General features: G+C 46.8%; 11 protein-coding genes and 1 pseudogene. 8 read left to right on the top strand and 4 right to left on the bottom strand.

What is annotated here, in order from left to right:
* Nucleotides 1-108: 108 nt before the first annotated feature.
* Nucleotides 109-2,001 (bottom strand): methyl-accepting chemotaxis protein, encoded by a 1,893-nt coding sequence (locus BIT28_RS00660; protein ID WP_075761716.1) that lies wholly within the window; start codon nt 1,999-2,001, stop codon nt 109-111.
* Between the two features lie 267 nt (nt 2,002-2,268).
* Between BIT28_RS00660 and BIT28_RS00655 the strand changes: the two genes are divergently transcribed.
* From BIT28_RS00655 to BIT28_RS00645, 3 genes are read left to right on the top strand one after another with little or no spacing between them, the layout of a single operon-like run.
* Entirely contained in the window at nt 2,269-2,583 is a 315-nt protein-coding gene (locus BIT28_RS00655; protein WP_240152936.1) for a PepSY domain-containing protein, read from the top strand.
* Nucleotides 2,580-3,239 (top strand): response regulator transcription factor, encoded by a 660-nt coding sequence (locus BIT28_RS00650; RefSeq protein ID WP_075761714.1) that lies wholly within the window; start codon nt 2,580-2,582, stop codon nt 3,237-3,239. The genes BIT28_RS00655 and BIT28_RS00650 overlap by 4 nt, the downstream gene beginning before the upstream one ends.
* Nucleotides 3,229-4,566 (top strand): ATP-binding protein, encoded by a 1,338-nt coding sequence (locus BIT28_RS00645; protein ID WP_075761713.1) that lies wholly within the window; start codon nt 3,229-3,231, stop codon nt 4,564-4,566. Before BIT28_RS00650 ends, BIT28_RS00645 begins: the two co-directional genes overlap by 11 nt.
* Before the next feature lie 86 nt (nt 4,567-4,652).
* Here the strand turns inward: BIT28_RS00645 and BIT28_RS00640 are convergent, their stop codons facing one another.
* The gene (locus BIT28_RS00640; RefSeq protein ID WP_425439620.1) at nt 4,653-4,889 is read right to left on the bottom strand and encodes a hypothetical protein; all 237 of its coding nucleotides are present in this window, start codon (nt 4,887-4,889) and stop codon (nt 4,653-4,655) included.
* Between the two features lie 264 nt (nt 4,890-5,153).
* On the opposite strand from BIT28_RS00640, the gene BIT28_RS00635 reads away from it, so the two are divergent.
* From BIT28_RS00635 to BIT28_RS30150, 5 genes are all read left to right on the top strand, one after another.
* Nucleotides 5,154-6,800, top strand: coding sequence for an ABC-ATPase domain-containing protein (locus BIT28_RS00635; RefSeq protein ID WP_075761711.1), 1,647 nt, complete (start codon nt 5,154-5,156; stop codon nt 6,798-6,800).
* A gap of 346 nt (nt 6,801-7,146) precedes the next feature.
* Nucleotides 7,147-8,052: a lipase family alpha/beta hydrolase gene (locus BIT28_RS00630; protein WP_245823622.1), complete on the top strand. Its 906-nt coding sequence runs from the start codon at nt 7,147-7,149 to the stop codon at nt 8,050-8,052.
* A complete protein-coding gene (locus tag BIT28_RS00625) occupies nt 8,052-8,930 on the top strand; it encodes a lipase secretion chaperone (protein WP_083651682.1) in 879 nt (292 codons plus the stop codon). Before BIT28_RS00630 ends, BIT28_RS00625 begins: the two co-directional genes overlap by 1 nt.
* Nucleotides 8,931-9,653: 723 nt before the next feature.
* Nucleotides 9,654-9,851 (top strand): PAS domain S-box protein, encoded by a 198-nt coding sequence (locus tag BIT28_RS00620; protein ID WP_075761708.1) that lies wholly within the window; start codon nt 9,654-9,656, stop codon nt 9,849-9,851.
* A gap of 3 nt (nt 9,852-9,854) precedes the next feature.
* A complete protein-coding gene (locus BIT28_RS30150; protein ID WP_075761707.1) occupies nt 9,855-10,727 on the top strand; it encodes a methyl-accepting chemotaxis protein in 873 nt (290 codons plus the stop codon).
* Here the strand turns inward: BIT28_RS30150 and BIT28_RS00610 are convergent.
* Both BIT28_RS00610 and glgB read right to left on the bottom strand, forming a co-directional pair.
* Nucleotides 10,679-11,827, bottom strand: a pseudogene (locus BIT28_RS00610) (methyl-accepting chemotaxis protein); the annotation flags it as partial. The gene BIT28_RS30150 and the pseudogene BIT28_RS00610 sit on opposite strands and share 49 nt — an antisense overlap.
* Nucleotides 11,828-12,086: 259 nt before the next feature.
* Nucleotides 12,087-14,231, bottom strand: coding sequence for a 1,4-alpha-glucan branching protein GlgB (glgB, locus tag BIT28_RS00605; RefSeq protein ID WP_075761706.1), 2,145 nt, complete (start codon nt 14,229-14,231; stop codon nt 12,087-12,089).
* Between the last annotated feature and the right edge of the window lie 224 nt (nt 14,232-14,455).

The raw sequence follows: 14,455 nt of genomic DNA, 5'->3' as shown, positions 1-14,455 counted from the left end.
GAGTGAGGTGCATGAAAAAGCCAGCAGGGAGTACCTACCGGCTTCATAAAAAAAGCGTCAACCTATTTTAGGACTAGACATAATGATTAAAGATCTGCAATAGGAGCATCAAAGCTTGTATCGCTTAACCTCTTGTTCAAGCTGATTAGCAAGCGCCTTCAAACCTTCAGCCTGGTGTGCCGCTTCCTGCGCCTCACCAGCCATCTGGTTAGCAACTTCCTGCACGCCTTCCGTATTCCGGCTAATTTCAGCTGTCACGCTCGACTGCTCTTCAGCCGCCGACGCAATTTGCGTCGCCATATCACTGATCACATTGATCTCATTCGCAATATTGTTAATGCTGATACCAGCATCGTCCACATCCTTCACGCTGGTTTCCGCTAGCTGATGACTATCAGACATCACAGTGACCGCCTGCTTAGTTGTCGACTGCAGTGTTTCAATCATCGTCTGGATCTCTTCTGTCGAGGTATGGGTCCGTTGAGACAGCACCCTGACTTCATCCGCTACCACTGCAAAGCCCCTTCCCTGTTCGCCCGCCCGAGCCGCTTCAATCGCTGCATTCAACGCCAGCAGATTGGTTTGTTCTGCAATATCACGGATAGTTGCAAGGATAGAGCTGATTTTTAGCGCGTGACCATTAAGATCTTCGATAATGCCTACGGCACTATTGACCTCTTTTGCCAAGTTACCAATCGATGACTGACTCTGACCAACCTGCGTGTGTCCTTCTTCCGTCAATGCTACCGCTTGCTCTGCAGTTTTAGCGGTATTCTCGGCATTACCAGCGATTTCCTGCGTCGCGCTGGCCATTTCAGTCACAGCAGTCGCCACCATAGTGATCTCATCTTGCTGATGACGAATATTCTGGCTTCTCTGGGCAGCCGCATCCGCCGAGTCAGCCGCTGAATGGTTAAGCTGCAATGTAATATCACGCAGATTGGCGGCCATGGTGTGCAAGCGACTGACAAACTGATTGAAGTTCTCCGCCAGCTTGCCGACTTCATCATCTGACTGAACATTGATACGAACGGTTAGATCCCCCTCACCGTTGGCAATATCAGACAGCGCGGCCGATACATTGTTTAGCCCTTTAAACAGATGAGATACCAACCAGGTTGTAAATAAAGAAACGAAGAGCATGATTAGCACGCCGCACACAGCCAGCTTAAATAACATACTGTTGAGTGGCGATACCAATGTTGCCTTGTCCATAACAAGCGCTATTGCCCACGTAGTGTTAGGGATCGCGCTAACAGCAACTGCCTTTTCACGGGCATCCATCGTTGTAAAAAAGAGTGACTGAGATGCCATGGCCTGTGCCAAATTATGCTCGCTGAAGCCCTGCCCCAGTTCCGTGATTGGCTTAAGTTCCATATCTTGTTTTGGATGCGCAACAACCAGGTTATTCTTGGTATCAAGCAACATAGCAAAGCCCTTACCCGGGACCACAATATCGAGTACATCCTTCATTAGTTGGCCTAAAGCCAAGTTTGAGCCTACGACCCCAAACATTTTCCCTTGGTTATATACCGGCTCTGCCAGTGTCACCACCAAAGTCTGCATAGTATGGCTTATATAAGGTTTGGTTGTGATTTGCTTACCCGCTGCAGAAGCTTCCTTATACCAGCCACGTACGCGAGGATCATAACCTGCTTTATTCAACGACGGATCATGACGGTGCATAACCCCTTCCGTGGTGCCATAGTAACTCAGGCCAAAACCACCAGATGTCAGTGTTTGTTTAAGGTGACCAACAATATCCAGCTGTGAATCGTACTCAATAGCATCGACTGTTGCGGTAACAGCGTTTTGGCGGTCATGGAACCAGTCACCAATGCCCTGACTATAGGCCTTCGCGGTGTTCTGGCTTTCGCTTTCAATAGCGGTCCATGCCTGCTCTTCAAGTGCTTGGTAGGAAACACCTCCTAGTATTAGGAGAGTCAGTATAATGAGTAGTACGCTTGATAGTACAAGCTTCAGTTTAAGAGTTAAGCGCATATGATTCCTGGATCTAGTTATAATACTCAGAGGAATATAATGCTTCTAAATAATTATGCCACCAGCATCTGTTAAACTATGCGCACACAATCACTCAACGGTGGTTTTTTGCACGGGTATTTCGTGATACTGATATCAGACTAACCTTCAGAACAGATAATTTGGTCTCTATATCACTGAAGGCTTTATATATTCATTCTCGGTTCACCTAAGTTCAGTTACAATCTATACATGAATATCAATAAGCGATTACTCACAGCACTTTGCATGGTTTTCCTTTTAGCGCCAGTGGCTAACGCGGCACCGACGCTAGAGATCGATGAAGATCATGACGATGTTATGCAAGCCGTCCAGCAGGGGCTCATCCAGCCATTCTCTGCTCTGAAGGCGACTGTCAGTAAACAACTCCACGGCCGGATAATAAAGGTTGAACTGGAGGAAGATGATGATATCTGGGTGTATGAACTCAAGCTCATCGACCCCAACAACAATATTGTCAGAGTTGAATACGAGGCAAAAACGCTTTCTATTATCGAAATCAAAGGCCGTAACCTGGAAAATGTCATCAAGGTATCCGAATGAAAATACTTGTCGTTGAAGATGAAATCACACTAGGCGAACAAATCGTCGATGGTTTGGAGCAAAGTGGCTGGGTCGCCGAACTGTCTACCGACGGTATAGATGCCCTCTACCGAGCAACCTCAGAACCATGGGATGCCATCGTCCTCGATTTAGGATTACCGAAACTTGACGGCCTCACGGTGTTAAAAGGGATCCGAGATGAGAATGTCAGCAGTCCAGTCGTCATTCTCAGCGCCCGTAATGAGTTGACCCAACGCGTCGAGGGGTTGAATGCCGGTGCTGATGACTACCTGACCAAGCCCTTTCAGATGGTTGAACTCGTGGCCCGCCTGCGCGCTCAGCTTCGTCGCTCTACCGGTAATGCATCTCCGGTAATTCAAGTCAGTGGCCTAAGCCTGGATACACGCAGCTCAAAAGTGCTCTACAACGGGGAAGCCATTGATTTGACGGCACTCGAATTTAAAGTCCTGTCTTACATGATGCATAACGCCGACAAGGTGATTTCTCGCTCTGAGCTGGTCGAACATATCTACAAGCAGGACTTCGACCGGGATTCCAATACCATTGAAGTCTTTATCGGGCGTATTCGCCGCAAGATTGGTGGCGATGTCATCAAAACAGTTCGAGGGCTTGGATACCGCATCAATGCCGATTAACACGCATAGCAAACATGTGCCTAGCCTACGCAGTCGCCTGCTCCTCGCCGCGACGGTATGGCTACTGGCTATCACGCTCTCTGCAGGCTATTTGGTGCCCAGCTTCATCAAAAGCTATCTTATCGATCAGGAAAAGCAGCAGTTATACCTCTATCTGGATGAGCTAACAGCACTTGCCGATGTGGACGCAACCGGTAAGTTATACCTGCCAAGCAAACTGTCCAATCCAAGGTTTCAATCACCTTACAGCGGCCTTTATTGGGCGCTGACGGTGAATGACACCCAAATCCGCTCCCGGTCATTATGGGATGCGAAAATTACCGGCAACGACGACAATGGCTATATCGGCCCTGATGAACAGTCATTGCTTGTGGTAAAACGAAAATTCCTGCTGCCTGAAATTGATGAGCCGGTAGAACTTGCGATTGCAGCCAACCAAGACAAGCTGATGGCTACCCTGAAAAAGCTCACCCATGGTTTATGGCTGATCTTGCTAACGATGGCGATTGGTATCCTGGTCCTAACCTGGCTTCAGGTGAGCTGGTCGCTCTGGCCATTGAAAAAGCTCCAGCAGAACCTGAAAAATGTTCGCGAAGGTAACTCCACTGAACTTACCGGCTTCTATCCTCTCGAAGTCAGGCCTGTTATCGATGATCTCAACGCACTACTTTTCCACTATCAGGAACTGTTAGAGAGAGCCAGAAACCATGCCGGTAACTTATCTCACGCCTTGAAGACGCCGATTGCCGTTCTTAACAATGAAGTTGCCCTACTCGATGAAGAGGCAAAGCAGAAGTTGTCACCACCACTGCAGCAGCTACAACAACATATCGATTATCACCTGGGACGGGCACGTATGGCCGGTGCGGCTAACATTCTGGCAGCGAAGACGGCGCCGTCCACCCGTGTCGATGCGATTTCTATGGCAATGGATAAAGTCTATGCTCACCGCAACGTCGTACTGGTCAACGAGCTGGACAGTGAACTGAATGTAGCAGTTGAAAAACGAGATCTGGACGAGATTATCGGCAACCTCATTGAGAACAGCTATAAGTGGTCAAACAGCCTGATCCGCGTTCACCAAACCGACAGTGACGCTCATCAGGTAACCATCATCATCGAAGATGATGGTCCGGGTATCGATGCCAGTGAATATGAATCTGTACTAAAGCGCGGTGTTCGACTTGACGAAACCACACCTGGCACCGGCTTGGGGCTTAATATAGTGAGTGAACTCGCGCATAGCTACCGGGGAAGTCTGAGCCTGAACAGTAGCTCTCTAGGCGGGCTAAAAGCAGAACTGCTATTACCGCTACCGAGAAAGTGAGTGCTAGACTTACCCCTTACGCAAAATGCAGCCTCAAGGCTGCATTTTTGTATCTATTATCACCCTGTGTATACACGGCCAGGACTCTACACAGGCCAGAAGGTCAAGTTGACGATCCTCACAACCACACCGACAATAAAGCAGCTCACCCCCAGGCGATACCACTTGTACTCAGCGGTATCCATGCCAACACGCTTGTAAAACATTTTGACAACACCGCCCCAATCACTTGTTCGCTTGCCATATTGCATAACGCTCTTGGTTATGAACAACAACCCGGAAATGATCAGCACCATTTCGGCAATACCCATTGTGGTCTCCAGCATGACTTCTCCTTCGCTTGCTGTCATCCATCCTGATACAAACTTAGCGTAACAATGAAATTGCACAATTAGACCAAAGTGGAAGCTCTGCAAAGTTTCGACCAAACTTAGTCACAGTTTTACCACAAAAGCACAACCAAGGAGTCCTGAACTGTTTGTCCGCAAACCATAGCTGACTGAAAACACCAGATAAGTGTACCGATTGGTATGCCTTTCGTGTAGAATCCAGCCCCCGGAATTATCAACGTACGATATCGAGGCGATATGCAATTACTCGAAGCCAAATTACATAAAATTGACCGTCACAATTACCGCAGCTACTCAAGCCTGCGTGGAGAATATCAATTCGTTGACTTCGACTTTTTTATCGATACAACGCAGGCTGATCCCTTTGCGCCAGCCTCGCGTGTCCGTGCCCGCAGGAAATGGTCGTTAACTGATCTTGAATGGCTAAAAGACCAGTCTGCTGACTACCAACGTGCAGCACGTGATTTCATTGCTCGCCAGTTTGCTGATTTGGCTCAGCAAATCAATGAAATTCAGATTGATCGTCCGGGCCAGGCTATTCTGGATCGCACAGCTGTTGTCTTTGATGAAGAAGCGATTGAGCTTCGCTTTCGCATTAACCTACCAGCGGATGGCCGAACCATCATTGCAAAGAAGACAACGAATCTTCTGACCTACACCATGCCAAAGGTTATTCGACGTGCAACCATCGCCCGCGAGTTGCCGCTTGATGAGATGAAGCGCCATTGTGAGACTGTCGAAGATCAGGTTGCTCTTCGCAGCCAGCTGAAAGAAAAAGGCCTGATGGCTTTTGTTGCTGACGAAAGTATCCTGCCCCGTCTTGCCGGTAACAGTGACTTACCGATGCCTGATGCCGTCCCGTTTGTCAGCCCGGAGAATCTTGCTGTCACCCTTGAAGCACCGCATAAAGGCACGCTTCGCGGCATGGGGGTTCCGCTGGGTATCACTATGATTGTCGGTGGTGGTTTCCATGGTAAATCGACACTACTAAATGCTATCGAAAACTCAGTCTATGACCACATTCCGGGTGATGGTCGTGACTATATTGTCACTGACGATACCGCCTCGAAAATTCGCGCCGAAGACGGACGTTGTGTCCACAAGGTTGATCTGACTCCATACATCAGCAACCTGCCAATGGGCAAAGACACTAGCTCATTCAGCACCCAAAACGCATCGGGCTCCACTTCGCAGGCCTCTTGGCTACAGGAATCACTGGAAGCCGGTGCCCAGTCGCTGCTGATTGACGAAGATACCTCGGCATCAAATTTCATGATCCGTGACGAGCGAATGCAGTCTCTGATTGCAAAAAGTGACGAGCCAATTACTCCGCTGGTTGACCGTATCTCGCTCCTGCGCGACCAACTGAATATCTCTGTTCTGTTGGTTATGGGTGGTTCGGGGGATTACCTGGATGTTGCTGATACAGTTATCCAGATGCATAACTATGAAGCAGTCGATGTTACGGCCAAAGCCCGTGAAGTCGTGAAGTCTCACCCGACTCGTCGACAGCTTGAGGGCTCTGAAGAAATCCGTCGTCCTCGTACACGGAAAATTAACCGCTCTGCACTGCAAACGATGCTTGAAGACGGTAAGTTCAGAATTCAGGTAAAAGACAAAACATCACTACGCTTTGGACGTGAGTTCATTGATCTGCAAGCTCTGGAGCAGGTCGCTGATCCGAGCCAGCTTCATGCAGTCGGATGGCTTTGGTTCCAGCTGGCACAAGGCAAAGGTTGGGAAAAGAACCCAAGCAAAGCGTTCCAGCAAATGCTTCATGATGACTGGTTCAAAATGATGCCTAACTACGGCGATCTGGCCAAGCCTCGTGTCGTTGAAGTCATGGCAGTGCTTAACCGCATGCGCGCAGCTGATTTCAAATAAACCAGCGCAATAAAGGTATACTTTATTTAGGCGGCATGATTCATGCCGCCTTTGTTAAAAGCCTTGCCCTCTTTCACCACTCTCACCACTCATTCTCTCTTTCGATTTACACCATTTGCCCCCTAAAAAGGCTCCAATCACGAAATTCACCCGGACCTTAATGCTCGAAACACTCACCTTTTATTCCTTACATGTTGGTTTTTTGAATAATTTCCCATTCTTGATCACAATACGAACATAAACCCAGCCAAGCGCGTTTTCGCATACTAGGATTATTTTGCTCATCGGAGGTCTAACAAGGAGAGTAAAATTGAAACGTCTCACTACCCTACTATTATTTTGTTTTATTGCGTTTACCAGCCATGCCAGCACCACACCAGCCGGCGTCAGCCAAAAAGGCTATACCGAAACTAAATATCCGATTGTATTGGTGCATGGACTATTTGGTTTTGACACGCTGGCAGGCATTGATTACTTCTACGGTATTCCGCAGGCACTAGGCAAAAGCGGTGCGAATGTATATGTCGCACAAATTTCTGCAACCAACAGCACAGAGCTTCGTGGCGAACAGTTGCTTGCTCAGGTCCAGGACGTCCTTGCCGTCACTGGTGCCGAAAAGGTCAATTTGATAGGTCACAGCCACGGCGGACCCACTGCGCGCTATGTCGCCTCTGTAGCACCAGAGCTTGTTGCATCCGTAACCAGTATCGGTGGGGTGAATAAAGGCTCACGTGTCGCCGACATCGTTCGGGGAACTGTGCCCGAAGGATCTCTGCCAGAAGGTATTGCCGTTAAGCTGGCCGAAGGTTTGGTTACGCTGATTAACCTGTTATCCGGAGGTAGTGATCTTCCCCAAGATCCACTGGCTTCTCTGGACGCTTTGACTACCGAAGGGTCACTGAAATTTAACCAAAAATACCCTGAAGGTGTGCCGACATCAGACTGTGGTGAAGGTGACTATATCGCAGATAACGGCGTGTACTATTACTCGTGGACAGGCACCAGAAACTTCACCAATGCTCTGGACCCAACAGATGCGGCAATTGTCATCCTGGGCCTTGCATTTGACGATCCCAATGATGGCCTCGTCGGTCAGTGCAGCACTCATCTCGGTAAAGTGATCCGAAATGACTACAAGATGAACCACCTGGATGAAATTAACGGTTTGCTAGGCATCACTCACCTATTTGAAACTGCCCCTACCACGCTGTATCGACAGCACGCCAACAGACTGCAACTGCAAGGACTGTAATGATGAAAAAGGCCGTACTCGCGTTTGTTTGTATTATTGTGACTGCCAGTGCGGTCTATTACAGCCGTATTCCAACCTCCGATGAACCTATGATACAAGTCGCTTCACAGCTCGATACCAAGGTGGATAAGGACTCCTCTCGCGATACTTTCGAGTACTTCCTATCTGGACTTGGTGAAGCTAATCTGGATACCCTCAAGCACAATTTTGAAAACTATAACGAAGAACAAGCCAACGCCTACAAGCTGGACGACGATCTCTTTCAGCGGTTCATAAACTATAGAGCCGCCTTAGAGCACATTGATTCAAATGCTGTTGATAAGCTAGATATAGATACACTTCAGCAACTCATTGACCAAATCAAGAGCATGCAACTTCAGTTTTTTACCCCACAAGAACAACAACTATTGTTTGCTGAAGAAAACCAGCTAAGAGAATTCGCACTCAAGCAGCTAGAAATACAGCAGCAGACCCAAAATGCTGAAGAGGCCGCTATCATCTGGGAACAAGAAATCGATCAGCTTTCGCCGGATCTGCAGCTGAGCTACCGCAATGCCAGCCTTCTCGGCCAGCTACAACGAACAAAGGAAATGACGGACCAGGAACGTTATCTTGCCAACCAGGAGCTTGTGGGAACCGAAGCTGCTAATAAACTGGAAAAACTGGCTATAGAACGCGCCGAGTTCGAGGAAACAGTAAATTCATACCTAAAACAACGATCTGAAATTATCGCCAATTCGCTACTGACCATTGAGGAGCAACAAAGTGAAGTTGATACCCTGAGAAATAAGATGTTCGCTGAAAAGCAAGTTCGTCGAGTACAAGCTTTTGAAAGTATCGCTGACCAACAACAGCTCTCCAATGGAAAATCTATTTAATGTATACCCAAGCTACCTCAAGATGCTCGTTTCAGCGAGAATTACTTGGGTTGTGGCCGGGCCGCGCAGGCTAGGCACCGATTAGAAAAGCTAGTGGCTCTAAATTAATAATCGATAACAACGCATAGAAGCCCCTATCTATTTAAAAGAACTGGAACTCGCCCTTTGGGAGTGAGTCAGTTGGTTCGGCATTCAGACGCCCATTTCGGTGTCAAATAACGTTGAAAGGGAATAGCCATTCCTACCGTCATTTTCCTTGAACTGAGCACGCTGGTCTCACTCTGAATCCTGCATCTTGAGGAAGCTTGGGTATATATAGTGCATATATTTTCAACTAGCTGATTGGTATTTACTTATAATACACCCCTTAATATTTCTAATTATATGCATCCAGTCCATTAGCTGGCTCGGTATATCTTCACCAAACCCGCCAAAAACAATAACAATTCGATTCAATTATATTTACCTTCATGGTTCTGAATTTTACTCAGCATCGAACACTCTGACGGAAACAATATATTTATCTTTATGTTTTATAAGAAATTTACAAAAAACAAACGATGATTTGTATAAATTTGTGATGAAATATTAGCAGTTATTGGCTACCATACCTCGTTATTGACAGGGTTAATATTAATAGAAAACAAACTTGCTCATGTCATTTTAAGACAAAAATCTCTTATTAATAGAATAAATTGTTTAGCTACATAAGGTCGGGTTCGAATGTTTAATCGGAAGTTAAAAGCAGAGCTTAGCAGCAAACAAGAGGTTGTCTCGAACCTTGAAGCTGTCATTGAGTCAATTAACGAAAGTCTTGCTACCATTGAGTTTGATACACAGGGTAATATTCTGACCGCCAACCAGATCTTTCTAGATGTCACTGGATATAAACATGATGAAGTTATTGGCAAGCACCATTAAGTAATGTGTCTTCAGTCATATGCGAACTCTTCTGAGTATGGAAATTTTTGGAAGCAGCTTCGCCAGGGCCAGGCACAAAAAGGCACCTTCGAGCGAAGAAATAAAGCAGGAGAAACGCTTTGGCTTGAAGCTACTTATTTTCCTATAAAAGCTAATGGTCAAGTCATCAAAATAATGAAAATTGCTTCAGATGTCACAGGCAGTACTATTGAGAGCTTAAATAAGGAAAGCGTTCTAACAGCATTAAACCGTTCATTAGCAACAATTGAATTTGATCCTAAGGGTAATATCCTTACGGCTAATGATAACTTCTTGTCAACCGTTGGTTATCCAGTCAGCCAAATTGCAGGTAAGCACCATAGAATATTCTGCGATGAGAGTTTTTATTCCGAGAATCCATCTTTCTGGCAGGATTTAGAAAGCGGCCAATTTAAATCTGGCCGTTTTTTAAGAAGAAATAGTCATGGTGAAGCGGTCTGGTTAGAGGCGACTTATAACCCTATATTTGATACTTCCGGGAAGGTCGTAAAAGTCATCAAATTTGCTTCTGATATTACCAAACAAGTCGAAAAGAGTGAGGCTGTCTCTCAGGCTTCTGACATTGCCTATAGCACTTCTGTCGAAACAGCCCAGATTGCCAAACAAGGTTCTGATCTTCTAAGTGATTCGGTCGCTGTTTCTGTGGGGATATCAGATAAAGTAAAAGAGGCTTCCGGCAAGATCCAGCAGCTAAATACCAAGTCGCAAAGTATAGAAGCCATTGTCTCTACGATTAAAGAGATTGCCGATCAAACTAATCTGTTGGCGCTTAATGCCGCTATTGAAGCAGCTCGAGCCGCCTCAATTGCCGCATTAAGTGCCAGCAGGTTGGTTTGATCAGCAATAGAACCAATCACATCCAGAATACCTTCAATCTGACGGCTACTTTCAGACAGTGCATTAATAACCTGCTTTGAGTTATCTAACTCACTGTGCAGTGACAGTACCGATTCAATTGTCGTCTCAACACTTGCCTGACCGCTACCGGCCATTTCCTGGGCCTGGAAGGTTAATGTCGATGACTGAGCCGCACTCTCTGCAACCTCTCTCACTGTCGACGACATTTGCCCCATCGCCACACTCACCTGCTCTGTCGCTTCAGCTTGCTGCGCAAGATTGGTCTTTATCTGCTGGCTATTGGCAAATTCATCTTCGGCAGAGATCAAAATATCGCCGGATGTCTCGCTTGCTCTTCCCACAATCGCCCTCAGCTCGGAGCGACGCATTCTCAAAGCCAGCTCAATAACCGAGTAGTCATCTTTCTTCCCGGTATAAATAGGCTCCATTATCGGATTGTCATAGGCTTTTTTGGCCAATTCCTGCACTATTTTTAAGCGAGATTGAGACAAGATGTTAATACCCAACCCTATCAGCAACAGAACAGGTAATAGCGCGGCGAGTGTAAATGGAACATCAACGAACATTTGCACCAGAGAAAGTAAAATCGCCAGGATTATTAAGCTATTGAGCAATAGTCCCTGACGAAATCTGAATTTTTTAGCTCCACCTGAACCGTTATCCAACTCCTTATAGGCGTCGATGGCCCGCTGAACTTCTTCATCCTTCGGACGGCTCCGCACAGACTGGTACTCAATAACCTGTCCGTTTTCATCAGTGATCGGTGTAACAAAAGCAGAAACCCAATAATAATCTCCGTTCTTGCAGCGGTTTTTCACGATACCCATCCAGCTTCTACCAGCTTGGACATACTGCCACAACTGTTCAAAGGCTTTTTTAGGCATATCGCCGTGTCGTACTAAATTATGCGGATTTCCTACTAACTCGTCTTCACGATAACCCGCTACATCGCAAAAACTCTGGTTCGCATAAGTGATATGGCTTTGGGGATCGGTTGTTGATATCAAATCTAATTCAGCAGAGTAATCAACAGCCTTACCACCAAGATTTGCTGAGGCTTGGTCTACAGTTCTTGTCATTATTATCTCTATTTTTTATTAGCGTTTTTCTTATACAAGGCAATATCGCTTTTGCCATGAAACAACCTTGCCATGTGATTGTGACACTTATTCCATTCTAACAACTTGATGTAAGTTAATTTGACGCAAAATTGTCAAAAAAAGAACGTAGTTACAAGAGTTTGTGAATCTATTGCACTACGTGCGATAGAAATTTGATATAGATAACAAAAAGCCCGTGATTGAGATCACGGGCTTTAACTAACTAGCTGAGTAGTTATTACTTAGAGAAAGTAAGAAAGACTGTTGCAAGTGGAGGAAGATCTAACTTAATAGAATTAGCCAAACCGTGGCTCGCTTCGTTAGATGTCTTAGCTACCTGAGTTACAGAAGCCTGACTTCCCCAAAACTTCTCATCATCGGTATTAAGTACAAGGGTATACTCACCTGCATCCGGAACACCGAGGGTATAACCTTGACGAGGTACCGGTGTGAAGTTCGTGACAACGAGTACTTTGTCACCGTTTAGTGCTATTCGTTCATGAGCCAAAATACTCTGATCGGCATCATCCTGAACCCGCCATTCAAAGCCTTCCGGTGAACAGTCCTGCTCATACAGAGCCGGAGTACTGGTATACAGCTTATTCAAATCACGTACCAGCGCCTGGACACCGCTATGTCTCGGATACTGCAACCAGTGCCATTCCAGCTGACCTTCATGAGCCCATTCAGCACTTTGTGCTATTTCAGCCCCCATGAAGTTTAGTTTCTTGCCCGGTTGACCATACATATAGCCCATAAAGGCGCGCAAGTTGGCCGTTTGCTGCCACTCGTCACCCGGCATCTTGTTCAGCAAGGAACCTTTACCGTATACCACTTCGTCATGAGATAGTGACAACACATAGTTCTCACTAAAGGCATAAACCATCGGGAAGGTAATTGTGTCATGGTGATACTGGCGATGGACAGGCTCTTCCTTAATATAAGAAAGGCTGTCATGCATCCATCCCATATTCCACTTAAACCCGAAGCCAAGGCCACCCATATCTGTCGGTTTAGACACACCTGGATACGCTGTGGATTCTTCAGCAATCGTCATCGCATTCGGATAATGACGGTAGACTTCCTCATTCATCCAGCGTAGCAAGCTAACCGCATCAAAGTTGACGTTGCCGCCTTCGTGGTTAGGGATCCACTGATCATGCTCACGGGAGTAGTCAAGGTAGAGCATTGACGCAACCGCATCAACACGCAGACCATCAATATGATAGTGCTCAAACCAGAACAAGGCATTCGAGACCAGGAAGCGACGTACATGGTCACGCCCGTAGTCATAAATATAGCTCTGCCAGTCCTGGTGCCAGCCACGACGAGGATCCGGATCATTAAACAGAGCCGTACCATCAAAATTCGCCAAGCCATGGTCATCTGACGGGAAGTGGGCCGGCACCCAGTCAAGTACGACACCGATACTAGCCTGGTGGCACTGATCGACAAAGTACTTGAAGTCATCCGGCGAGCCATAACGGCTGCTAGGCGAAAACAGACCAATTGGCTGGTAGCCCCACGAGCCGTAGAAAGGGTGCTCGGAAATTGGCATCAACTCAACATGGGTGTAGCCCATGTCTTGCAAATACGGGATCAACTCATCGGCAAGCTCGCGGTAGGTAAGAAAATCACCATTATCCTTGGTGCGCCATGAACCTGCATGAAGTTCATAGAAAGAAAGTGCCTGCTGATGCTTGGCCGTCACCGGACGAGACTGCCACTTGTTGTCATTCCACTGGTATCGTGACTGGTCGTATACTTTCGAGGCAAATGACGGGTACTGCTCTGAATAATAGCCCCACGGATCGGCCTTATGCGGAAGTCCGTTACCTTCACTGTCTTTTAGCTCAAACTTATACAGCTCATCTTCTGTAAGGCCAGGAATGAATAGTCCCCACAGGCCATTATCCAGTTTTTGCAACGGGTGACGACGACCGTCCCAAGCATTGAACTGGCCAACAACACTTACCGCCGACGCATTCGGAGCGAAAATCAAAAAGCGAACACCTGACACCGGCTTGCTGCCTTTTGTCAGGGTAATTAACTGTGCCCCCATCTCACTGTGCATTAGGGAAGGAGTAGTCAAGGCTTCGCCCGAAGGCAGCAGGTTGTGGAACTGATAAGGGTCGTAGACGGTTTGGTCGCCTTCCGACCAGTGGATTTCTAGCTGATAAAGTTCAGTGGTAAGGTCTGTATCACCTTTCAGAATGAAGCCACTATCTGCATCTCGAACTAAGGTGAATCGCTCACCTTTTTCCGTTACTGCATCAACACTTTCAGCCCCAGGCATCCACACGCGCAGTGCAATCCCTTGAGGCTGATATTGTGGGCCTAAAAAAGAAAATGGGTCTGAGAATGCAGCTCTTTCGAGCTGCATGTATTCCTTATCACTGCGGGTCACTGTCAGTGTGTCCAACGCATTACTCCTGATTAGATTATTGTGAAGCTTTCTCTCGTGTTTCGGTTAAACGTCGAGTTAAATCAATAATATTCTGGCGAGTAAAGATATCATCCAAAGTCGTTGAAAGCTTACGGCGCCAGTTTGGATACTCATCGACGGTTCCCGGAATATTGACTGGCTGGTCCATTTCTAACCAGTCT

The sequence above is a fragment of the Photobacterium proteolyticum genome (assembly GCF_001939735.1).
Classification (GTDB): Bacteria; Pseudomonadota; Gammaproteobacteria; order Enterobacterales; family Vibrionaceae; genus Photobacterium; species Photobacterium proteolyticum.
Note: the sequence above shows the minus strand (reverse complement) of the source record. Positions and strands in the feature narration are given on the sequence as shown.

Coding starts and splice junctions, on each gene's coding strand:
- BIT28_RS00660 (WP_075761716.1), bottom strand. CDS start 2,001: ATGCGCTTAACTCTTAAACTGAAGCTTGTACTATCAAGCGTACTACTC.
- BIT28_RS00655 (WP_240152936.1), top strand. CDS start 2,269: ATGGTTTTCCTTTTAGCGCCAGTGGCTAACGCGGCACCGACGCTAGAG.
- BIT28_RS00650 (WP_075761714.1), top strand. CDS start 2,580: ATGAAAATACTTGTCGTTGAAGATGAAATCACACTAGGCGAACAAATC.
- BIT28_RS00645 (WP_075761713.1), top strand. CDS start 3,229: ATGCCGATTAACACGCATAGCAAACATGTGCCTAGCCTACGCAGTCGC.
- BIT28_RS00635 (WP_075761711.1), top strand. CDS start 5,154: ATGCAATTACTCGAAGCCAAATTACATAAAATTGACCGTCACAATTAC.
- BIT28_RS00625 (WP_083651682.1), top strand. CDS start 8,052: ATGATGAAAAAGGCCGTACTCGCGTTTGTTTGTATTATTGTGACTGCC.
- BIT28_RS00620 (WP_075761708.1), top strand. CDS start 9,654: ATGTTTAATCGGAAGTTAAAAGCAGAGCTTAGCAGCAAACAAGAGGTT.
- BIT28_RS30150 (WP_075761707.1), top strand. CDS start 9,855: ATGTGTCTTCAGTCATATGCGAACTCTTCTGAGTATGGAAATTTTTGG.
- glgB (WP_075761706.1), bottom strand. CDS start 14,231: ATGCAGCTCGAAAGAGCTGCATTCTCAGACCCATTTTCTTTTTTAGGC.